We start from the raw sequence: 18930 nt of genomic DNA on the forward strand, positions 1-18930 counted from the left end.
AAACGAACGCGCTCCAGCCTGCTGCCCGGCATGCCCGCGCGGCTTCCCTCATTCGGTCGCCCGCAAATACATCTTTTGTACGACCCGCACACCGGAGGGGCTCGCCTACCCTCGAGGTCGATGATGGACTCTCCGTTCCCTCCGGCACTCAGGCTGCTCCGCTGGGCCATTCACGGCACCTTCGCGGCGCTGCTGGTGGTCGCGGTCGCCAGCGTCGGGCACGAGGGCCGCGTGCCGCTGGTGATCGGCGGCGTCCTGCTCGGGGCGCTGTACGCCGTCGGGCTCCGCATCGGGGACCTCGTGCTGGGACGCGTCTGGCTGGCCGTGGTGACGTTCGGCTGGGCCGTACTCGTGCTGGGGTCACCGCAGTTCGCCTGGCTGGTCTTCCCGCTGTTCTTCGCCTACCTGCACGTGCTGCCGCTGCGCGTCGCGCTGCCCGGCGTCGTACTGCTCACCGCCGCCGCCATCGCCGCGACCAGCTGGCACGCGGGAGCCGTCACCGCGCCGCAGGTGATCGGGCCCACGATCGGCGCGGTGGTGGCCACGCTGATGGCCCTGGTCTACAAGGCTCTCTACGCGGAGAGCGAGCAGCGCCGCCTGCTCATCGACGACCTCGTCAGCACGAGGAACAAGCTGCTGCGAGCCGAGGGCGAGTCCGCCCGCCTCGCCGAGCGGGAGCACCTGGCCAGGGAGATCCACGACACCCTCGCCCAGGGCATGTCCAGCATCATCCTCCTGCTGCGCGCCGCCGGCCGCGACCTGTCGGAGAGACCCGGCGACGCGGAACGGCACATCGCCGAGGCCGCCCGGGCGGCTCAGGAGAACCTCGAGGAGGCCCGCAACTTCGTCCGCGCGCTGGCCCCGCCCGCACTCCAGCACTCGTCACTGACCGCCGCGCTTCGCCGGATCAGCGATACGGCCGCCGCGGGCACCGGCACCCAGGTCCGCTTCGAGGTGTCGGGCACGCCGGTCCCGCTCCCCGCCGACTACGATCTCGCGCTGCTGCGCATCGCCCAGGGCGCGCTGGGCAACGTCAGCCGCCACTCGCAAGCCGAGCACGCCAACGTGACCCTCACCTACCTGGAGGACATGATCGTGCTTGACATCTACGACGACGGCCGCGGCTTCGACGCCACCGTCACCGGCTACGGCCTGCGCGCCATGCGCGAGCGCGCGGCCGCGCTGGGCGGCGCGCTCACCGTCGAGTCCGCACCAGGAGAGGGTACGGCTGTCGCCGCCACCCTGCCCTTGGCCTGGGCGCGTGAGTGATGGCGCCGATCCGGATCCTGCTCGTCGACGACCACCCCGTGGTCCGCTCCGGCCTACGTGCGATGCTCGCCGGGCAGCCCGACTTCGAGCTGGTCGGCGAGGCCGCCACCGGCGAGGAGGGCGTCGAGGCGGCCAGGGAGCTCGCACCCGACGTCGTGCTCATGGACCTCCAGCTCGGTCCGGGCATCCACGGTAGCGAGGCAACCCGGCAGATCGTCACGCCAGGCGGCCCGCGGGTCCTGGTGCTCACCACCTTCGACACCGACGCCGACATCGTGGCCGCGATCGAGGCGGGCGCCACCGGCTACCTGCTCAAGGACGCCCCCTCCGACGACCTGCACGCCGCCATCCGCTCCGCCGCGAGCGGCGCCAGCGCTCTGGCGCCCAGCGTCGCCTCCCGCCTGCTCGGCCGGGTACGCACCGGCGAGCCCACGCTCAGCCCGCGGGAACTGGAGGTGCTCGGCCACGTCGCCGCCGGACTGTCGAACCGCCAGATCAGCAGGCGGCTGTTCCTGAGCGAGACCACGGTGAAAACCCATCTCGTGCACATCTACACCAAGCTCGGCGTCGATTCGCGGACCGCCGCCGTCGCGGCGGCCACCAAGCGCGGCCTCATCCGGTCTCCCTGAGGAGTTTTGGCCTTGGCGTCACTCGTACGGGTGAACCCTTGGCGCTCCGGCTAACGATCAGTCGCGGAACCCGGATTCATACTGACGCGCACGCCCCAACTGAAGGGAATGCGATGATCAGAGCACTCGTTCTGGCGCTCAGCCTCCTCGTGAGCGGGCTGGCCGTCAACAGCGGCATGGCCTCGACCGGGGATGATGCGACCAACATCCAGCCACGGTGATCCTCCGCTGGTGGAAGCGGCGGCCTACCCGGGCCCAGGGTGATCGCAAGCCACGATAATCATGGACGTGATCGTCATCGATGCCGTTCTGGAGACTGGCGCGACAACGGGCTTCACCGCCTGGCCGGTCGCTGAACCGGCCAAAGATCGCTTCCTTGCCCTCTCCGGCCAGATGAGCCAGGCCGAGGTCGGCACCGCGATGGCGGTCATCTTCCGCTACGGCGACATCCCGACCGCGCCGATCAGCGATCTCCACGACCTACTGGACCGGCATCTGGCCGAAGCGGAAGCGCTCCTCGCCCCGGGCGGACTACGTGTCAGGGACGCGACCGCCAATGCGGAGATCCTGCCGGGCTGCTGTTGCGGCCTGGAAAGCTGGCGGGAGTGGCGGAACGTCCTGCATAAGAAGGACATCTGGCTCGGGCACGATCCCGGCACCGATCTCGAATACCTCGCCGGAGTCGTCCGGCTCCAGCAGGAGTCAGACCCACGCGCGCTACATTCGCCCAACCATGAGGTGGAGATTCACCTCGACGATCTGCCCGCCCTTCTGGCCACGGTGCACCTGCGACTGCAGGGCTTCCTCGGCCTCGTCCACCAATGGGCAAGCGAGACCACCCCGCGAGCCGCCGACCGCCTCGTCGCCATTCTTGACGAGAACTTCGAAATCAGCAGCCCTCTCGAACTCGGCTGAGAACACCACGCGTATGCGCGCTGACGATGGTGCCCGGATCCTGCTCACCGCGGTCATCGCGACCGTGGCGTGGTGACCGTCGCCGGCGTGCCGTACCTGATGATCTGGGTCGCGGTGTGCGCGGCCCGCACCCTGTTCGAACCACACGGCGCGCGGGCGCTGCCGTCGCCTCTAGCTGAGAGTCTCGGGGTGCCAGCCTGGGCGGGGGACGGATGACAGGAGGAGGCGGGTGTAGGAGTGGTGCGGGGTGGTCAGAAGGTCGGTGATGGGGCGGTGTTCGACGGTCTGGCCGCGGCGCATCACCAGGGCCTCGTCGCAGACGTAGCGGATGACCGCGAGGTCGTGGCTGATGAAGATCAGGCCGATGCCGGTGTCACGCCGGATGTCCGACAGGAGGTTGAGGACCTGGGCCTGCACGGAGACGTCCAGGGCCGAGACGGCCTCGTCGAGCACGAGGACGGCGGGTTCGGCCGCCAGCGCGCGGGCGATGGCCACCCGCTGGCGCTGCCCTCCGGACAGCTGGCGGGGGAGGAGGGCGGCCTCCCTGTCACCCAGGCCCACCCGGGCGAGCAGGTCGCCGACCTGGCCGGCCGTACGGTGCAGGTGGAGGACGTCGTGGATGGCCGCGCCGACGGTCATGCGCGGGTCGAGTGACAGGTACGGGTCCTGGAACACGATCTGGACGGCCTTCGCCCTGGCCAGGCGCGCCGCGCGTCCGTGCACCCTGGTCGCCAGCGGGGCGCCGTGGACCAGGATCCGGCCCCCGTCGGGGCGTTCCATGCCGACGAGCATCCGGGCGGTGGTCGTCTTGCCGGATCCGGATTCCCCGACGATGCCGAGCGCGCCCCCGGGCTCCAACCGGAAGGAGAGGTCGTCCACCGCGAGCACCTTCGCGTAGCTCTTGCGCAGGTGGTCGACCTGGAGCAGCGGGATGGCGCCGGTCACGTGACCCTGCCTTTCTGGGAGCCGGGCGCGCCCGGCAGGTCGGTGAGCTCCCCGGCACGGTGGCAGGCGGCGAGCGTGGGGCCGTACGGCTGGAGCGTGGGCGGCGTCTCGTCGCACGTGCCTGGTTCCGCGAAGTGGCAGCGGGCGGCGAAGGCGCACCCAGGAGCGCTCTCCAGCAGGCTCATCGGCGCCCCGGGAACGGGGGTCAGGCGGATCGCCGGGCCTTCGAGCTGCGGAGTCGAGCCGAGCAGACCAGAGGTGTAGGGGTGGCGTGGCCTGCCGAACAGGTCCATGGCGGCAGCGGTCTCGACGATCCGGCCCGCGTACATCACATAGACGCGATCGGCGACGGCCGCGGCGAGGTCGACGTCATGGGTGATGAACAGCACGCCGAGCCCCCGCTCGCGCCGTAGCCGGCCGAGGATGGCGAGGATCTCGGCCTGCGTGGTCACGTCCAGGGCGGTCGTGGGCTCGTCGCACAGCAGGAGCTCGGGCTCGACGGTGAGAGCTCCGGCGATCATGACGCGCTGGAGCATCCCGCCGGACAGCTCGTGCGGATACTGGGTGAGGTGCCGTGCCGGATCGGGCAGGCCGACCGCGGCGAGGAGCTCGACGGCGCGGGCGTTCGCCCGGGCGCGAGGCCAGCCGTGGTTGCGCCGCAGGGACTCGGTGAGGAAGTCGCCGACGCGGCGCACCGGGTTGATGCTCGCCCGCGGGTCCTGGAAGATCATCGACGCGGTGGCGGTGCGGATGTCGCGGAGGGTCGTGGCGTCGGACGTGAGCAGGTCCGTCCCGCCGACGCGGACGTGGCCCGCGGTCCGCGCGCCTGGCGGGAGCAGGCCCAGGGCGGCCCGGGCCGTCACCGACTTGCCCGAGCCGGACTCACCGACCAGGGCGACGAACTCTCCCGCGGACACGGTCAGGCTGACCCCGTCCAGGATGGGCCTCGCCGTACCCGGCAGCTCGACGTGCAGGTCTTCGATCTCGAGCAAGGCCATCAGCGCCGTCCCCTCGCGATCCGGTCGCCGAGGTGCTCCCCGACGGTGTTGAAGGCGACCACGACGAGCACGATCGCGAGCGCCGGGACGACGGCGGACAGCGGCTTGCCCTCCAGCACGGCGGCCTGCCCCTGGTTGATCATCGCTCCCCAGTCCGGCGTCGGCGGCTGGACGCCCAGGCCGAGGAAGGAAAGGGCGGCCAGGTCGAGCAGGGCGTAGCCGAAGTTCACCGTCGACTGGGCGAGCACGGTCGGCGCGATGCCGGGCAGCAGCCGCCGCAGCGCGACGAAGACCGCGGCGTGGCCCTGGACCTGATAGGCGGCGATGTACGGCCTGGCCTTCTCCTGCAGCGCCAGCCCGCGCACCAGCCGAGCCGTGTACGGCATGTACGCGACCGCCATCGCGAGCATCGGCGCGGTCAGGCCCTTGCCGAACAAGGCCACCGCCAGGATCGCCAGCAGCAGAGCCGGAAAGGCGAACAGGACGTCGAGCACCCGCCCGATCAGCGTGTCGGCCCAGCCGCCCCGCCACGCGGAGAACAGTCCCACGCCGACGCCGAGCGCGGTGGAGCCGAGCACCACCCCCAGCGGGCCGATCAGGCTGGTGCGCGATCCCATGATCAGCGCGGAGAGGGTGTCGTGCCCGCCCTGGTCGGTGCCGAGCCAGTGCACGAGGCTCGGATCCGCGAAGGTGTCGGCGAAGTCGCCGATCGTCGGATCATGCGGCGCGAGCCAGGACGCCAGCACCGACACCCCGACGAAGAGCGACAGGACGACCAGGCAGCCGCGGAACAGGCGGCTGCCGCCCAGCCGGACGCCCGGAGTCCGGGCGGCCAGGCTCATCGCGCGCTCCCCGCCGCGGCGACCCTCGGGTCGATCAGCGGATGAACCAGGTCGACGAGGAGGTTGACCACCACGAACGCCACGACCACCAGCAGCACGATCGCCTGTACGACCTGGAAGTCCAGCTGGTCGACCGCCTGCACCAGCAGCGATCCCACCCCTGACATGCCGAAGGCGCTCTCCACGATCGCCGTGCTGACCAGCATCCCCGAGACCAGCAGCCCCGAGACCGTGACGATCGGGCCGAGGGCGTTGCGCAGGACATGGCGTCGCACCACGGTACGGCGCGGCATCCCGCGGCTCAGGGCGACCTCGACGTGTTCGCGGCCCAGCTCGTCGAGCATCGCCGTCCTGGTCACCCGGGTCACCAGCGCCATGAACGTCACCGACAGCGCGGTGGCCGGCAGCACGACGTGGTGGAGCCGGTCCAGCGGCCCGGCGCCGTACCCGATCGTCGGGAACCAGCCCAGCTCCACGCCGAACACCGACTTCAGCCCGATCGCCGCCACGAAGGCGGGTACCGCCGCGCCGATCGTCACCAGCAGCAGCACCGCCGAGTCGGCCCACGTCCCGTTCCGGAGCGCGGCGACCACGCCCGCTCCGATCCCGGCCAGGCCGATCAGCGCCGTCGACACGGCCACGAGCAGCAGTGTGGAGGGCAGCCGCGCCCAGATGACGTCGGCGACGCTCTGATGGAACAGGTAGGACCGGCCGAGGTCCCCGTGCAGCACGCCCTCCAGCCATTGCCAGTAGCGCACGGGGAACGGCTGGTCGAAGCCGTACTGGTGGCGGATCGCCGCGAGCTCCTCGGGGCTGACGCTCCGTCCTCTGACCAGGAACCCAGCCGGGTCGCCCGGGGCGAGATACGTGGAGGAGAACACGACGAAGGACGTGACCAGCAGCGTCACCACCAGCTCGGCCAGCTTGACCGCGAGGAAACGTACCCGGGCCATCACTTCGCCCCGATCTCTGCGGCCCACGGGTAGTACAGGTAGGCGATCGACGGCTGGACGCCGGTGATCCGCTTGCCCAGGAAGACGCTCACCGGCGAGCTGTAGAGCGGCAGCCACGGCAGTTCCCGCATGGCGATCTCCTGCGCCTGCGCGGTGGCCGCGGCGTGCGTGGCCGGGTCGTAGGCCGCTGTGGCCCGGTCGACGGCAGCGTCGAAGGCGGGGTTCGACCAGTCGCCGTAGTCGCTGAAGCTGCCGGTGCGCAGCCCGCCGTACATGTCGAGCGGGTCGGTGATCGAGGTGTACCAGAACGTCAGGAAGAGGTCGATGCCCTTGCGGGCGGCCGGGTCGGTGAACAGCGTGCCGTACTTGTCCGCCGCGATGGAGTCGATCTCCGGCTTCAGTCCGATCGCGGTGGCCGCCTGGGCGACGGCCTGGGTGATGATGGTCGTCTCGGAGTCGAGCGGGCTGGTCGCGATGACGACCTTCTGGCCGGACACCCCGGCCTGCTGGGCGAGGGCCTTGGCCTTGGCCGGGTCGTAGGGGTAGGCCGGCAGGCCCTTGACGGCGTCGGCCGAAGCCTCGCCCCAGGTGTTGCGGGTGACGAGGGACTCGGCGACGTCACCGACCCCGGCTACGCCCGCCTTGACGATGCCCTTGCGGTCGATGGCCATCAGCAGAGCCTGCCGTACCCGGGCGTCGCCGAGCGGGCCCTTGAGGTTGCTGACGACCTCGTTGGCCACCGTGGTGTTGCGGCCGAAGTAGAGCGTGCCTGCCGGCGTGCCCGTCAGCTTGGCGTAGGCGTTGGGCGGCAGCATCCAGCCGCCGTCGACCTCGCCGGTCTGGAAGGCGCTGATGCGCGTGTTCGGGTCGGGCAGGAAGACGAACTTCACCCGCTCCGACCGAGCCTTCAGCTTGGGATCCCAGTAGCCGTCGAACCGCTTGAGCGTGATCGACTGGCCGGCGGTCCATGAGTCGAAGGCGAAGGGGCCGGTGCAGTTCACGCCCTTGGCCGGGTTGCCGTAGTCCTTGCCCCGCTTGGCCAGGGTGGCGGCCGACTCGATCGTGCCGGGGGAGGCGGCCATGTACTTGTTGAACGTCGAGTCGGGCTTCTTCAGCGTGACCGTGACCTGCAGCGGGCCGGTCTGGTCGACCGACTTGACGTTCCGGTAGGCGGTCGTCCAGTAGGAGCCCACGCCGGGGTCGAGATGGCGCCGCAGGGAGGCGACGACGTCGGCGGCGGTCAGTACGGTGCCGTCGTGGAAGCGGACGTGCGGCCGGATCTGGTACACCCACGTGGTGGGAGTCGCGTTCTTGTAGGCCGTCGCCAGGCTGGGCGAGGTCGTCAGGTCGGGGTTCCAGCGCAGCAGGCTCTCGCAGAGGTTGGCCAGGACCTGGTTCGGCGGGTAGTCGTAGGCGTAGGCATAGTCGAGCGACTGCGGCTCCGCGAACAGCGACCAGGTGAAGGAGTCCAGGTCCGCCCTCGGGGCGGAGGTTCGCTCGGTCAGCTGGTAGCCGGCGGCCGCGGGTTTGGCCGTGGGGGAGGTGGCGGAGCAGGCGGTGGCGGTCAGAGCCAGCAGCAGCGCCGCGATGCGGGGAACTGACATGGGTCTCCTCCGGGGGTTCAGGCGGGCTGGGAGTGGACGAGACGGCCCTCGACGTAGGTGCGCAGCACCCTGGTGGCGCCGATCTCCCGCGGCGGCCCCAGGAAGGGGTCGCGGTCCAGGACGACGAGGTCGGCGAGCTTGCCCGCCTCGATCGTGCCCGTGACCTCGTCGAGGTGGTTCACCCAGGCGCTCCCGGCGGTGTAGGCGGTGAGCGCCTGGGACAGGGTGAGGGACTGCTCGGGGAAGAAGGGCCGGCCGGAGCCGCCGGACGGGAGCATCCTGTTGACCGCCACGTGGATGCCCCACAGCGGGTTGGGGCTGCTCACCGACCAGTCGCTGCCCGCGACCAGCCGCGCGCCCGCCCGCTGCAGATCACCGAAGGGGTACTGCATGGCGGCCCGCTCCGGTCCGAGGAACGGGATGGTCAGCTGGTCCATCTGCGGTTCGTGCGCCGCCCAGAGGGCCTGGATGTTGGCCGCCGCGCCGAGTTCGGCGAAGCGGGGGACGTCCGAGGGGTGCACCACCTGGAGGTGTGCCAGGTGGTGGCGGTTGGGGCTCGCGCCGTTGGCCGCGCGGGCCGCCGCCAGGGCGTCGAGGGCTTGCCGTACGGCTCTGTCGCCGAGGGCGTGGAAGTGGATCTGGAAGCCGAGCCGGTCGAGTGCGGTCACCGCCTCGGACAGGAGGGCCGGATCGACGAAGTCGAGGCCGGCGTTGGCCGTGGCGCAGCCGCAGCCGTCCAGGTAGGGCTCCAGCATCGCGGCGGTGAAGTTCTCCGCGATGCCGTCCAGCATCATCTTCACGGTCGTGGCCGCGAACCGGCCCGCCCTGCCATCGCGGCGGCGCTCCTCGAGCTCGGGGATCTGGTCGAGACCGCGCTCGCGGTCCCACCACAGCGCCCCGACCACCCTGGCCTGGAGCGATCCCTCGGCGGCGGCGTGCAGGTAGACCTGGTGGTTGTCCGGGTTGCCGTGGAAGGCGCCGATCATGGCGTCCTGCCAGCTGGTCACCCCCAGCGAGAACAGGTAGTCCTGGGCCGCGAGCAGGCCCGCGTGCGCTTCCTGCGGCGTGGCCGCGGGGACGTGGTCGCTGACCAGGGTCATGGCGCCCTCCTGCAGGGTCCCTGCCGGGGTGCCGTCCTCCTCCCGCTCGATCCGTCCGTCCACCGGGTCGGGCGTGTCCCGGTCGAGGCCGGCCAGGCGCAGCGCGAGGCTGTTGACCCAGGCGCCGTGGCCGTCGCGGTTGGTGAGCAGGACCGGCCGGTCGGCCACGACCTCGTCGAGCATCCCCCGGGTGGGGGTGCCGCCGGGGAAGACGTCCATGGACCAGCCGCCGCCGCAGATCCAGGCGGCCTCGGGATGGGCCTTCGCGTAGCGGGCGATCACCTCGAGGTAGCCCTCGACGGTGTGCTCGGCCGACAGGTCGCACCGCAGCATCTGGACCCCGGCCACCACCGGGTGAACGTGGGCGTCCTGGAACCCGGCATGCAGCAGCCCGCCGGCGAGGTCGACGACCTCCGCGCCGTCTCCGAGGGCGCGGATCGACGCCTCGTCGGCGACCGCGACGATGCGGCCCCCGCCGATGGCGACCGCGGCGTTCACCGGCTCCGGCTCGGTCCCGGTGAAGACCCGGCCGCCAACAAAGATCGCCTCAACGTTCGTCATCGGTGCATCCCCTGGAAACTTCGACGTCATCGAGGAGGAGTGAACAGTCAGCGCAACACTGTTGTCAATGGTGTTGCGCTCGCTGATCGCCGGATCGATACACTGGCCGCACTATGCCGAAGTCACCCGCCGCGCAGGCCCGCAGCAAACGCTCGGGCAGCCAGCTCTCGCCCGAGATGATCGTCGAAGCCAGCCTGCGCATCGCGGCCAGGGGCAGTGCGGACGCGTTCACGGTCCGGCGGCTCGGCGAGGAGCTGGGTGCGGACCCGACGGCGATCTACCGGCACTTTCGCGACAAGGACGAGCTGCTGCTCTTGGTGGCCGACCGGACCCTCGGCGAGATGCTCGACGGTGTTCCCGACGGTCTCGGCTGGAAGGACCGGCTGCGGGCGCTGGCCTGGAGCTCGCTGGAGATCGCGCTGAAGTATCCGGTGGTCGCCTCGACCACGGCGAGCCGCACGACCCGGCGGGTCAACGAGTTCCGGATCGTCGAGTTCATCCTGGGCGCGGTCGTCGAGGCGGGCCTTCGGGGCGCCGACGCCGCCGTGTACTACCGGATGGTCGGCGACTCGATCCTGGCCTACGTGGGGCAGCACGCCGCGCTGATGCTGGTCGAGCCCGAGGTCAGGAGCGCCGACGAGTCCTCGTGGGGCAAGGAGTACCGGCTGGCGGACCCCGGCCGTTTCCCGCACATCGCCGACCTCGGCACCGAACTCGCCGAGGTCAGCCATGAGGAGATCTTCCGGGTGCGGGTGGAGGCGCTGATCACCGCGATCGAGCTGCGCGCCGCCGAGGTCCGTGAGGGGTAGAGGACGCCCTGACGTGCAGCTCCGCGGCGAGCGGCGCGCCCGCGTGGCCCTCGACGAGCAGCGCGATAGCGGCCTCGGCCGTCTCCGCGGGGCGGAAGCTCAGCGTGCTGACCGCGGGATCGGTACGCGCCGAGGCGGGATCCTCCGTCGTGCAGAGCAGGAGCAGGTCGTCGGGGATCGACCTGCCGAGCCGCCTGATCGTCTCGACGAGGAGCGGGGTGCTCGCCTCGACCAGCGTGAAGATCGCATCGGGCGGCCGCGGCGCGGAGAGCACCCGCTCGACGGCGGCGAGCACGTCCCGGCTGCCCGGCACCGGGGTCCGGATGATCCAGGAGGGCAGGTCGCGCTCGGCTGACCAGCTCTCGCAGGTGCGGACCGACGCGCGGTGGAACTGGGCGGTGGACTCCCCGGCGATCACCGCGATGTTCCTGGCGCCGGCGTCGTACAGGTGGGTGAGGCCCTGCCGGATGGCGGCGTCGTGGTCGCAGCCCACCCAGGGCAGCAGGCCCTCGGCGTGCGGGAGGTTGGCGATCACGGGGATGCCCGCGGCGACGCAGTTGCCGACCATCGGGTCGTCGGCGACCGGGTCCACGAGGTAGATGCCGTCCAGGGGGATGTCGAGCCAGTAGTCGTTCCTGGACAGGGTCGGCAGGAACACGATGGCGTAGCCCCTGCGGTGCGCGGCACGCACCGCGCCCGTGATGAGCTGCGCGAAGTAGGCGTGCTCCGCGTAGACCCACGGCGTCCCGACGTACTCGCGCGCCGCCAGCCCGATCAGCCGGGTGTGACCGGCGCGCAGCAGGCGGGCGGTGGGGTCCGGCCGGTATCCCAGGCGCAGCGCGGCCTCGCGCACCAGCTCGCGCGTCGCGTCGGACAGGCGGCCGGTCCCGTTCAGCGCGGCGGAGACGGTGCTCGTCGACACCCCGGCCGCGACGGCGACGTCGACGAGCCGCACCCTCGGTGAGTGCTCCATGGCCCAGATCGTGCCAGGTCTTGTGAAAGAACGTTCTTTCACTCAGGCTCCACTCCAATCCGACGACGAGAGGGAGCACGGACCCATGCGTACGCTGACCAGACGCGGATTCATCGCCACCGCCGCCACTGTGACCGCCACTCTGCCGATGGCCTCCCGGGCTTCGGCGTCCACCGATCCGCGCGTGGTCATCGTCGGTGCGGGGCTCGCCGGGCTCCGCTGCGCGCACCGGCTCTGGACGGGCACCCGGCCGGTCCGCGCGACGGTGTACGACGCGGACACCACCCACGTCGGCGGCCGCTGCTGGTCGCTGCGTGGCTTCTTCGACGGCGGTCTGGTCGCCGAGCGCGGCGGGTCGTTCATCAGCTCGACCGACAACGAGATCCTGCGGCTCGCCGGCGATCTGGGCCTGCAGCGCGAGAGCGTGTACGGCGGAGCGCTCGCGGGCGACTACGCCGCCTGGATCGACGGCGCGCTCTACACCGGGGTCCAGCAGCAGCAGGACTGGGTCGAGCAGGCATACAGCGCCTTCCACTCCTCCTACCTGGCGGCCGGGACCGCGCGCTACGACCGCTACAACGCCGAGGCCTACCGGCTGGACCACCTGTCCTGCCTGGACTACCTCGACGAGATCGGGCTCGATCCCGGGTCCCGGCTCGGCCAGGTGATCCAGTCGCTCCAGCTGCAGTCCGGAGGTGAACCCGCCGACAGCTCCGCGCTCGGCATGATCAGTTTCCTGGGCCAGTCGAAGACGTTCGACGGGGGGCACGGCTTCGACGAGAAGTACCACATCGTCGGGGGCAACGACCAGATCGTGAGTGGCATGGTCGGCGGCTTACCTGCCGGGACGGTCCAGCAGGGCTACCAGCTCCTCGCGCTGCGCCGCAACCACGACGACAGCTACACCTGCACGTTCGACCACGGCGGCAGTACGGTCACCGTACTGGCTGACCATGTGGTGCTGGCTCTGCCGTTCAGCACGCTCCGCAACGTGGACCTGGCAGGGGCGAGCCTGTCGCCGCTCAAGCTGACCGCGGTCCGGCAGCAGGGCATGGGGCAGAGCGGCAAGATCACCGTCCAGCTGTCCAGGAAGACCTGGCCCTCCCTCGGCTACAACGGCATCACCAACACCGGCCCGCAGGGTTACCAGACCGCATGGGACGGCTCGACCGTCTCGGGAGCCACGGGCACACCTGCCCTGCAGGTCGTCTTCCCCGGCGGGAACGTGGCCCGCGACACGCTCACCGGCGCTACCCACGGACCGGCGCCCGCCGCGGACGTGAACTGGTTCCTGTCCCAGATCGAGCACATGTACCCCGGCACCACGGCGGCCTATACCGGCAAGGCCTACGAGGACCACTGGTCACGCGCTCCTTGGCAGCTCGGCGGCTACCACTACTACCGGACCGGGCAGTACACCTCGATCGCGGGATACGAGGCGGTCCAGGAGGGGCGGATCCACTTCGCCGGTGAGCACACCGACGTGGACAACGCCACCCTGAACGCCGCGGTGGCGTCCGGTGAGCGCGCGGCCTGCGAGATCCTCGGGCAGATCTGAACGTGACGTTGGACGATGTCTCAACCGGCGGCTTGCAGCTGGAATTGCAGGTCGGAGGCGTCGGGCGTCTCCAGGACCGACACCGCGATCAGGCCGGCGGCCGCGGCAAGGCTCTCGAATCCTGAGCGGGTGTACCAGTGCAGCACCCAGGGGCGGTCCACGATGGTGCTCTCACCGTCGCGGTAGCGCTCGTAACGCAACACCGTCGTCTGCGTCCGCGCGGAATCGCTACGCTCCTCCGACAACACCGAGACACGCAACTCGGCACCGTCGTCCGCCGTAGCGGTGCGTACTTCGCCGATCCGTTCGGCAGGTGTGGGCGACGGGATAAACAGCGGCACCAGGGCGGTGCCGCCCACGTCGAGGTGGTCGCGGATGCGGTGGAGGGCCGCCAGCGCGGTGGAGTCGTCGGGAAGCAGGTTGAACGTCGGGCCGGCAAGGAAGATCGCACGGTAGCGGCGTGGCAGATCGAGCGACTCCATGCGCTGGTGGTGGACGACGACGTCGACGCCTTGCTTGCGCGCCCGGCGGCGGCACCGGTCCAGCATGTCCGCCGAGGCGTCGACGCCCTCGACGTCCAGGCCGCGCCGCCGCAGGTCGAGCAGAGGATCGCCGTCCCCGCACCCCAGTTCCAGAGCCGGGGAACCTGCCTCTTGGACGAAGGCCGCGTACGGCTCTGGATCTTGGGCGACGGACTTCAGCGGCCCGTACAGCTCGGCGACGATGCCCGTGTAGAAATCGGCAGGATGCACGCCTGCACCCTACGATTCAGCCGAATGCTCGGCGACCTAATTTTCCGGCCACCCGCTCACCAAGGGCCGCCGCCGGCACGGCCGCTCACCGGAGCGAAACCCTCGGGCCGTACGGGTATGGAGGCGTGAGGCTGGGGATGAGCGTCAAGCAGGCCAAGGCGACCGGGAAGATCGTCCTGAAGGGGGGCGACAGCCCCTGCTCGGGCTGGGACCTGAAAGCGCACCCGACAGGTCGCGACTCCGTAGGCATCTACATCTCCAAGAAGCTCGGCGTGGCGATGATCGGCGCGCCCAAGGGCGTGAAACCCCTGAGGGCATCAGGGTCGGCTCCACCAGGAAGCAACTGCGCAAGGCGTACCCGAAGCTGGACACCTCCGCCAGCGGGAGCAAGGACAACCTCTACGCCCGCGTCCCCGGCAATCCCAAGGCGTCCTACCGTTTCCTCCTCGACAACAACAAGATCTATAGCGTGAGCATGGAACTCAAGAACCAGGACTGCACCAACTAGCCCAGGCGCACACCTGTGCAGAACCGCCGCCAGGAGCGTTCCGCAAGTGGCGGGCCTGGGTGTACTTGGTCGAGATCTTGGTGACACGAGAAAGACCTCCGGGCGTAGTGGAGTTGCTCGCTTCACTCGACATTCAGAGGTCTTGATGGGGCACGCCGACCAGTGGTCCCGGATCCGATCGCGGCGGCGAGCTACAGCCAACCGGCTTCGGCGATGCGGACCGCGTCCATGCGGTTGCGGGCGTTGAGCTCGGCGGTCGCGGTCAGCCCGTCGACGCCCGGCAGGTCGATGTCGACGACCACGACGTCGGGGCGATGGCGCAGCGCCGCGGGCACGATGGCCTCCCCGGAGGCGACCTCGGCCACGACCTCGATGTCGTCCTGCAGAGCCAGCAGCGCCGACAGAGTCTCCCTGAGGATCCCCGTGTCCTCGGCGATCATCACACGCACCACGGCCGTCTCCTCGCTGCCCCGGTGAGGGCTGGTCCGGATCGTGGGCCAGCTCGGCGACCACCACGAACGTGCCACGGCTGTGCCGGGTGGACAGGGCGCCGCCCGGGGGCGGCGCTGCGGATTGCACATCCTGCCGTGCCGGTTCTCCCCGCACTGTCAAGAATCGCCACCCCGCGCCGACTCTCTTGGTAACCAGAAAGGGAAGCTCACTCATGACCGCATCACCGACGACCAGACGCCAGCTCGTGCGCGTCCACAACTTCGGCGTGTCCATAGACGGCTTCGCCACGGGAGAGGGCCAGGCGCTGGAGGCGCCCTTCGGGCACGCGGGAATCCGCCTGCACGAGTGGTTCTCCGACACGGCGATGGCCTACGAACTGCAGGGCGGCGGCCCCGGCGGCAGCCGCGGCATCGACAACGCCCTCATCGAGGCGGGATTCCGCGGCTTCGGCGCGGAGATCATGGGCCGCAACAAGTTCGGCCCGCAGCGCGGCCCGTGGGCCGACGAGTCATGGCAGGGCTGGTGGGGCGAGAACCCGCCCTTCCACACGCCGGTCTACGTGCTCACTCACCACCTACGGCCGTCGCTGAAGATGGCCGGCGGGACGACCTTCCACTTCCGTGACGCCTCGCCCCAGGATGTCCTGGCCGAGGCGAAGCAGGCGGCTGACGGGCTGGACGTCCATGTCAGCGGCGGCCCGACGGTGGTCAGGGACTTCCTGGCCGCCGACCTGGTCGACCTGCTCCACGTCGTCGTCGTGCCGATCGTGCTCGGCCGCGGCGTTCGGCTCTGGGACGGCCTGGAGGGCGTCGAGGAGCGCTTCGAGGTGGAGACGACCGCCTCGCCCCGCGGCGTCTCGCACGTGATCTTCAGCAGGAGGGCGTCATGACATCGGCCGTCGAGACCATCCGCCGTACGCGCGACCCCCGGGTGGCGCTGGCCCTGCTGGCGCTGCCGTCCCTGCTCATCGCGATCGACATCAGCGTGCTCAACATCGCGCTGCCCCGGCTGGCGGCGGACCTGAGCCCGTCGCCGACCGAGTTGCTGTGGATGAACGACATCTACGGGTTCATGGTCGGCGGCACCATGGTCACGATGGGCACCGTCGGCGACCGGATCGGCCGCCGGAAGCTGATCATCGTGTGTGCCGCGGTGTTCGCGCTGGCCTCGGCCATCGCCGCGTTCTCGGTCGCACCGTGGATGATCATCGCGACCCGGGCGGTCATGGGCGTGGCCGGTGCCGCGATCATGCCGGCGTCGATGGCGCTGATCGGCCGGATCTACCCCGATCCGAAGGCGTCGGTGTCGGCGATGGGCGCCTACATGACCTGCTTCCTGGGCGGGATGGCGGTGGCGCCGCTGATCGGCGGCGTGCTGGTCGAGCACTGGTGGTGGGGCTCGGTCTTCCTGATGGGCGTGCCGGTGATGGTGCTGACGGTGCTCGCCGCGCCGCGCGTTCTGCCGGAGTTCCGCGCCGAGAATCCCGGTCGTCCCGACGTGCGCAGCGCCGCGCTGTGCCTGGCATCCATCCTGCTGGTGGTGTACGCGCTCAAGGCGATCGTCAACGACGGCTGGGGCTGGATGCCGGTCGCCGCCGCGGGCGTCGGGCTCGCGCTGGGCGTGATGTTCGTGCGCCGCCAGGGCCGGCTCGAGCACCCGCTGGTGGATCTCGGACTGCTGCGCCGTACCGGAGTGTCGAGGACGATGGTGGTGCTGCTGCTCACGGCGCTGGTCATGGGCGGGACCTCGATGTTCGTGGCGTTCTACCTTCAGTCGGCGCAGGGGCTCGCGCCGCTGACGGCGGCGCTGTGGCTGCTGCCGCAGATGATCTCCATGATCGTCGCCGCCAACCTCGGGCCGTGGCTCGGCCGGCGGCTGCCGCCGGCCCGGATCGTCGCGGCCTGCATGGTGCTGATGACGGCCGGGTTCGCCCTGCTGGCGGTGATCCCGGACGGCCCGTCAGGGCTGGTCGTGCTGGCGGGCGGCACCGTGCTGACCACCGGCGGGTGTGGAGCGGCCTTCCCGTTCCTGATGAACGACGTCATCTCGCACGCGCCCCAGGATCGGGCCGGGTCCGCCGCCTCGTTCGCGCAGACCGCCAACGAGATCGGCATCGCGCTGGGCCTGGTCGTGCTGGGCAGCATCGGCACGCTGGCCTACCGTGCCCGCCTCACCTCCGACGCGGGCCACGCTGACGGATCCTGGGTGGACGGCCTCAAGCAGGCCGCCGACCGCGACGACGCAGGGCTGCTTGACCACGTACGGCACGCGTTCGCGTCGGGCTTCCACACCGCGGCGCTGACCAGCGTCGCGATCATGGCCGTCGTCCTGGTTCTCACCTTCCGCGCGCTCACCGTCCGGCCGTCGAAGCAGGAATGACGCTGCCTACAACGACTCGGCAGGCGGACGACCGGGCAGGCTCCCAAGCCTGCCCGTCACGCGCGGAATGTGCTTACCCTGCCGCCCGTCCGAATCCTGCTTCCCGTGCCCTGACGATGGCCTCGGCACGGTCGGCGACGTGCAGCTTGGCGAAGATGTTGGAGACGTTGTTGCGCACCGTCTTCGGCGACAAGAACAGGGCCGAGGCGATCTGCGCGTTCGACCGCCCGGCCGCCACCAGCGCGAGTATCTCCCTCTCGCGGGGCGTCAGCTGCGGGAACACCGGATCGTTCGCGACCGTGGCGTTGGCTTGGAAGAACTCGGCGACCCGGCGTGCCATGGCGGGGCCGAAGATCGCCTCGCCGTGCGCCACCGCGGTGATCGCCCGGACGATCTCCGCCTGGTTGGCGCCCTTGAGCAGGTAGCCCCGCGCGCCCGCGCGCATCGCGGCGAACAGCGTGGCCTCCTCCTCCGACATGGTCAGCACGACGACCGCGATGTGCGGGCTGTCGTCGACGATGCTCCTGGTGGCCTCGATGCCGTTGAGCCCCGGCATGCTCACGTCCATCACGACCACGTCGGGCTGGAGGCCGGCGGCGCGCTCGACCGCCTGCACGCCGTCCTCGGCGCACTCCTGGCCCTACGCCCCGAGCTGACCGTCGACCGATGAGCTCTGCTCCCTCCGTGTGGGGAAGCCACTCCCTCGCACAGGGGATGCCCGGCCTTCGGGAGGGCGTGATCCTCGATGACGTAGACCTCTGATCTTTCGTTCGAGGAGAATCCCATGGCCGGGCACAATCTCTGGAGCAGACTCCATGGCCGGACCGCAGCGGGCGTGCCCCGCTGGGCCGTACTGGCCGCCTATGCCATCCCGCTGGCCGTGCTGCCCTCCAGCCTGTGGCGAATCGCCACGTTCATCTTCCACCTGCCGCTGCTGGAGTTCGGCCCCACGCCTCCTGGCAGGCTGGAGGGCCTGGACGGTGGGTGGTGGTACATCCTGCTGCTCAGCGTGGTCAGCGAGGCGGCCGCCTTCCTCGCCGTCGGGCTGGTCAGCGAATGGGGCGAGAGGTGGCCGCGCTGGGTGCCGGTGCTGCGCGGCCGTCAGGTGCCGCTCATGGCCGCGGTCATCCCCGCGGGCCTGGGCGCGCTCGTCCTGCTGATCTTCCCGTACGCGATGACGATGATCAGTCGCGGGTTGAAGATCAACGGCGATCCCGCGGCGATGATCACGCACGGCTGGCAGACGGTGATCTTCAACGTCATGTACTGGCCGCTGGCCGCCTGGAGCCCCCTGCTCGCCCTGGTGACCGTCCACTACTACCGCCGCCGCACCGCCCGCCTGGCCCGATAGGCGATTCCCTCCGTCAGGTTTTGCGCGGCGTCCCCCAGCTTCTGGCCGGCGTGGTCGCTGACCCAGAAGACCACGACCCCGTCGCTCAGCGACCTGCCGAGGGTGGCCAGCGACCACCCGTTGCCGCCGACGTGCCAGGCGAAGGCGCCCTTCACCCTGGCGGGCGGGTGTGGTAGCCGCGCTGGTCGCCGCTGTGGCCGTCGTCGGGGTCGCCGGTGCCGGACAGGAGCAGGTGGTCGAGGAGCAGGTGGTCGTCAACCGTTAGACCGTGCCCGCCACCGACCGTGCGCCGCGGCTTGCGTGTGCGCCTGCCGTACATCGGCGCGGTGGC

The 18930-nt window shown here is 70.6% G+C and carries 20 protein-coding genes; 8 read left to right on the forward strand and 12 right to left on the reverse strand.

Features of this window, described 5'->3' with window-relative positions; genetic code table 11:
* The first annotated feature begins 120 nt into the window (after nt 1–120).
* The 3 genes from ACIBHX_RS34640 to ACIBHX_RS34650 all read left to right on the forward strand — a co-directional run bounded on the left by ACIBHX_RS34640 (nt 121) and on the right by ACIBHX_RS34650 (nt 2813).
* Nucleotides 121–1269: a sensor histidine kinase gene (locus ACIBHX_RS34640; RefSeq protein ID WP_397071629.1), complete on the forward strand. Its 1149-nt coding sequence runs from the start codon at nt 121–123 to the stop codon at nt 1267–1269.
* Entirely contained in the window at nt 1269–1898 is a 630-nt protein-coding gene (locus ACIBHX_RS34645; protein ID WP_397071630.1) for a response regulator, read from the forward strand. Before ACIBHX_RS34640 ends, ACIBHX_RS34645 begins: the two co-directional genes overlap by 1 nt.
* 282 nt (nt 1899–2180) lie before the next feature.
* Entirely contained in the window at nt 2181–2813 is a 633-nt protein-coding gene (locus ACIBHX_RS34650) for a hypothetical protein (protein WP_397071631.1), read from the forward strand.
* Between the two features lie 171 nt (nt 2814–2984).
* On the opposite strand, the gene ACIBHX_RS34655 is transcribed toward ACIBHX_RS34650, so the two are convergent.
* Genes ACIBHX_RS34655 through ACIBHX_RS34680 form a run of 6 tightly spaced genes read right to left on the reverse strand, consistent with a single transcriptional unit; the run spans nt 2985 to nt 9816 of the window.
* Nucleotides 2985–3758: an ABC transporter ATP-binding protein gene (locus tag ACIBHX_RS34655; RefSeq protein WP_397071632.1), complete on the reverse strand. Its 774-nt coding sequence runs from the start codon at nt 3756–3758 to the stop codon at nt 2985–2987.
* Nucleotides 3755–4756: an ABC transporter ATP-binding protein gene (locus tag ACIBHX_RS34660; protein WP_397071633.1), complete on the reverse strand. Its 1002-nt coding sequence runs from the start codon at nt 4754–4756 to the stop codon at nt 3755–3757. Before ACIBHX_RS34660 ends, ACIBHX_RS34655 begins: the two co-directional genes overlap by 4 nt.
* The gene (locus ACIBHX_RS34665) at nt 4756–5598 is read right to left on the reverse strand and encodes an ABC transporter permease (protein WP_397071634.1); all 843 of its coding nucleotides are present in this window, start codon (nt 5596–5598) and stop codon (nt 4756–4758) included. The genes ACIBHX_RS34660 and ACIBHX_RS34665 overlap by 1 nt, the downstream gene beginning before the upstream one ends.
* Nucleotides 5595–6551, reverse strand: coding sequence for an ABC transporter permease (locus tag ACIBHX_RS34670; protein WP_397071635.1), 957 nt, complete (start codon nt 6549–6551; stop codon nt 5595–5597). Before ACIBHX_RS34670 ends, ACIBHX_RS34665 begins: the two co-directional genes overlap by 4 nt.
* A complete protein-coding gene (locus tag ACIBHX_RS34675; RefSeq protein WP_397071636.1) occupies nt 6551–8155 on the reverse strand; it encodes an ABC transporter substrate-binding protein in 1605 nt (534 codons plus the stop codon). The genes ACIBHX_RS34670 and ACIBHX_RS34675 overlap by 1 nt, the downstream gene beginning before the upstream one ends.
* A 17-nt stretch (nt 8156–8172) precedes the next feature.
* Nucleotides 8173–9816 (reverse strand): amidohydrolase, encoded by a 1644-nt coding sequence (locus tag ACIBHX_RS34680; protein WP_397071637.1) that lies wholly within the window; start codon nt 9814–9816, stop codon nt 8173–8175.
* A gap of 113 nt (nt 9817–9929) precedes the next feature.
* On the opposite strand from ACIBHX_RS34680, the gene ACIBHX_RS34685 reads away from it, so the two are divergent.
* The gene (locus tag ACIBHX_RS34685; RefSeq protein ID WP_397071638.1) at nt 9930–10625 is read left to right on the forward strand and encodes a TetR/AcrR family transcriptional regulator; all 696 of its coding nucleotides are present in this window, start codon (nt 9930–9932) and stop codon (nt 10623–10625) included.
* Here the strand turns inward: ACIBHX_RS34685 and ACIBHX_RS34690 are convergent.
* Nucleotides 10582–11598: a LacI family DNA-binding transcriptional regulator gene (locus ACIBHX_RS34690; RefSeq protein ID WP_397071639.1), complete on the reverse strand. Its 1017-nt coding sequence runs from the start codon at nt 11596–11598 to the stop codon at nt 10582–10584. The genes ACIBHX_RS34685 and ACIBHX_RS34690 overlap by 44 nt on opposite strands.
* Before the next feature lie 85 nt (nt 11599–11683).
* On the opposite strand from ACIBHX_RS34690, the gene ACIBHX_RS34695 reads away from it, so the two are divergent.
* A complete protein-coding gene (locus ACIBHX_RS34695) occupies nt 11684–13156 on the forward strand; it encodes a flavin monoamine oxidase family protein (protein ID WP_397071640.1) in 1473 nt (490 codons plus the stop codon).
* 20 nt (nt 13157–13176) lie between these two features.
* On the opposite strand, the gene ACIBHX_RS34700 is transcribed toward ACIBHX_RS34695, so the two are convergent.
* Together ACIBHX_RS34700 and ACIBHX_RS34705 are read right to left on the reverse strand one after the other, a co-directional pair.
* Complete coding sequence (locus tag ACIBHX_RS34700; RefSeq protein WP_397071641.1) at nt 13177–13908, reverse strand: class I SAM-dependent methyltransferase; 732 nt, start codon at nt 13906–13908, stop codon at nt 13177–13179.
* A gap of 699 nt (nt 13909–14607) precedes the next feature.
* Entirely contained in the window at nt 14608–14868 is a 261-nt protein-coding gene (locus tag ACIBHX_RS34705) for a response regulator transcription factor (protein WP_397071643.1), read from the reverse strand.
* Nucleotides 14869–15080: 212 nt separating this feature from the next.
* Here ACIBHX_RS34705 and ACIBHX_RS34710 point away from each other — a divergent pair, with 212 nt between their 5' ends.
* Together ACIBHX_RS34710 and ACIBHX_RS34715 are read left to right on the forward strand one after the other, a co-directional pair.
* Nucleotides 15081–15758: a dihydrofolate reductase family protein gene (locus tag ACIBHX_RS34710; protein ID WP_397071644.1), complete on the forward strand. Its 678-nt coding sequence runs from the start codon at nt 15081–15083 to the stop codon at nt 15756–15758.
* Nucleotides 15755–17248: an MFS transporter gene (locus tag ACIBHX_RS34715; protein WP_397071646.1), complete on the forward strand. Its 1494-nt coding sequence runs from the start codon at nt 15755–15757 to the stop codon at nt 17246–17248. The genes ACIBHX_RS34710 and ACIBHX_RS34715 overlap by 4 nt, the downstream gene beginning before the upstream one ends.
* 73 nt (nt 17249–17321) lie before the next feature.
* Here ACIBHX_RS34715 and ACIBHX_RS34720 read toward each other — a convergent pair whose 3' ends face one another.
* The gene (locus ACIBHX_RS34720; RefSeq protein ID WP_397071647.1) at nt 17322–17864 is read right to left on the reverse strand and encodes a LuxR C-terminal-related transcriptional regulator; all 543 of its coding nucleotides are present in this window, start codon (nt 17862–17864) and stop codon (nt 17322–17324) included.
* A gap of 168 nt (nt 17865–18032) precedes the next feature.
* On the opposite strand from ACIBHX_RS34720, the gene ACIBHX_RS34725 reads away from it, so the two are divergent.
* Nucleotides 18033–18599, forward strand: a complete 567-nt coding sequence (locus ACIBHX_RS34725; RefSeq protein ID WP_397071649.1) for a hypothetical protein — start codon at nt 18033–18035, stop codon at nt 18597–18599.
* On the opposite strand, the gene ACIBHX_RS34730 is transcribed toward ACIBHX_RS34725, so the two are convergent.
* Nucleotides 18566–18754, reverse strand: a complete 189-nt coding sequence (locus tag ACIBHX_RS34730; RefSeq protein ID WP_397071650.1) for a hypothetical protein — start codon at nt 18752–18754, stop codon at nt 18566–18568. The genes ACIBHX_RS34725 and ACIBHX_RS34730 overlap by 34 nt on opposite strands.
* The gene (locus ACIBHX_RS34735; RefSeq protein ID WP_397071651.1) at nt 18751–18918 is read right to left on the reverse strand and encodes a hypothetical protein; all 168 of its coding nucleotides are present in this window, start codon (nt 18916–18918) and stop codon (nt 18751–18753) included. Before ACIBHX_RS34735 ends, ACIBHX_RS34730 begins: the two co-directional genes overlap by 4 nt.
* Nucleotides 18919–18930: the final 12 nt, after the last annotated feature.

This window comes from Nonomuraea sp. NPDC050536 (assembly GCF_044457685.1).
Classification (GTDB): Bacteria; Actinomycetota; Actinomycetes; order Streptosporangiales; family Streptosporangiaceae; genus Nonomuraea.

Excerpts from the sequence above, each read along its gene's own strand:
- ACIBHX_RS34645 (WP_397071630.1), top strand. The coding sequence starts at position 1,269 with ATGGCGCCGATCCGGATCCTGCTCGTCGACGACCACCCCGTGGTCCGC.
- ACIBHX_RS34715 (WP_397071646.1), top strand. The coding sequence starts at position 15,755 with ATGACATCGGCCGTCGAGACCATCCGCCGTACGCGCGACCCCCGGGTG.
- ACIBHX_RS34680 (WP_397071637.1), bottom strand. The coding sequence starts at position 9,816 with ATGACGAACGTTGAGGCGATCTTTGTTGGCGGCCGGGTCTTCACCGGG.
- ACIBHX_RS34685 (WP_397071638.1), top strand. The coding sequence starts at position 9,930 with ATGCCGAAGTCACCCGCCGCGCAGGCCCGCAGCAAACGCTCGGGCAGC.
- ACIBHX_RS34660 (WP_397071633.1), bottom strand. The coding sequence starts at position 4,756 with ATGGCCTTGCTCGAGATCGAAGACCTGCACGTCGAGCTGCCGGGTACG.
- ACIBHX_RS34665 (WP_397071634.1), bottom strand. The coding sequence starts at position 5,598 with ATGAGCCTGGCCGCCCGGACTCCGGGCGTCCGGCTGGGCGGCAGCCGC.
- ACIBHX_RS34640 (WP_397071629.1), top strand. The coding sequence starts at position 121 with ATGATGGACTCTCCGTTCCCTCCGGCACTCAGGCTGCTCCGCTGGGCC.
- ACIBHX_RS34735 (WP_397071651.1), bottom strand. The coding sequence starts at position 18,918 with ATGTACGGCAGGCGCACACGCAAGCCGCGGCGCACGGTCGGTGGCGGG.
- ACIBHX_RS34725 (WP_397071649.1), top strand. The coding sequence starts at position 18,033 with ATGGCCGGGCACAATCTCTGGAGCAGACTCCATGGCCGGACCGCAGCG.
- ACIBHX_RS34670 (WP_397071635.1), bottom strand. The coding sequence starts at position 6,551 with ATGGCCCGGGTACGTTTCCTCGCGGTCAAGCTGGCCGAGCTGGTGGTG.
- ACIBHX_RS34690 (WP_397071639.1), bottom strand. The coding sequence starts at position 11,598 with ATGGAGCACTCACCGAGGGTGCGGCTCGTCGACGTCGCCGTCGCGGCC.
- ACIBHX_RS34710 (WP_397071644.1), top strand. The coding sequence starts at position 15,081 with ATGACCGCATCACCGACGACCAGACGCCAGCTCGTGCGCGTCCACAAC.
- ACIBHX_RS34675 (WP_397071636.1), bottom strand. The coding sequence starts at position 8,155 with ATGTCAGTTCCCCGCATCGCGGCGCTGCTGCTGGCTCTGACCGCCACC.
- ACIBHX_RS34695 (WP_397071640.1), top strand. The coding sequence starts at position 11,684 with ATGCGTACGCTGACCAGACGCGGATTCATCGCCACCGCCGCCACTGTG.
- ACIBHX_RS34650 (WP_397071631.1), top strand. The coding sequence starts at position 2,181 with ATGGACGTGATCGTCATCGATGCCGTTCTGGAGACTGGCGCGACAACG.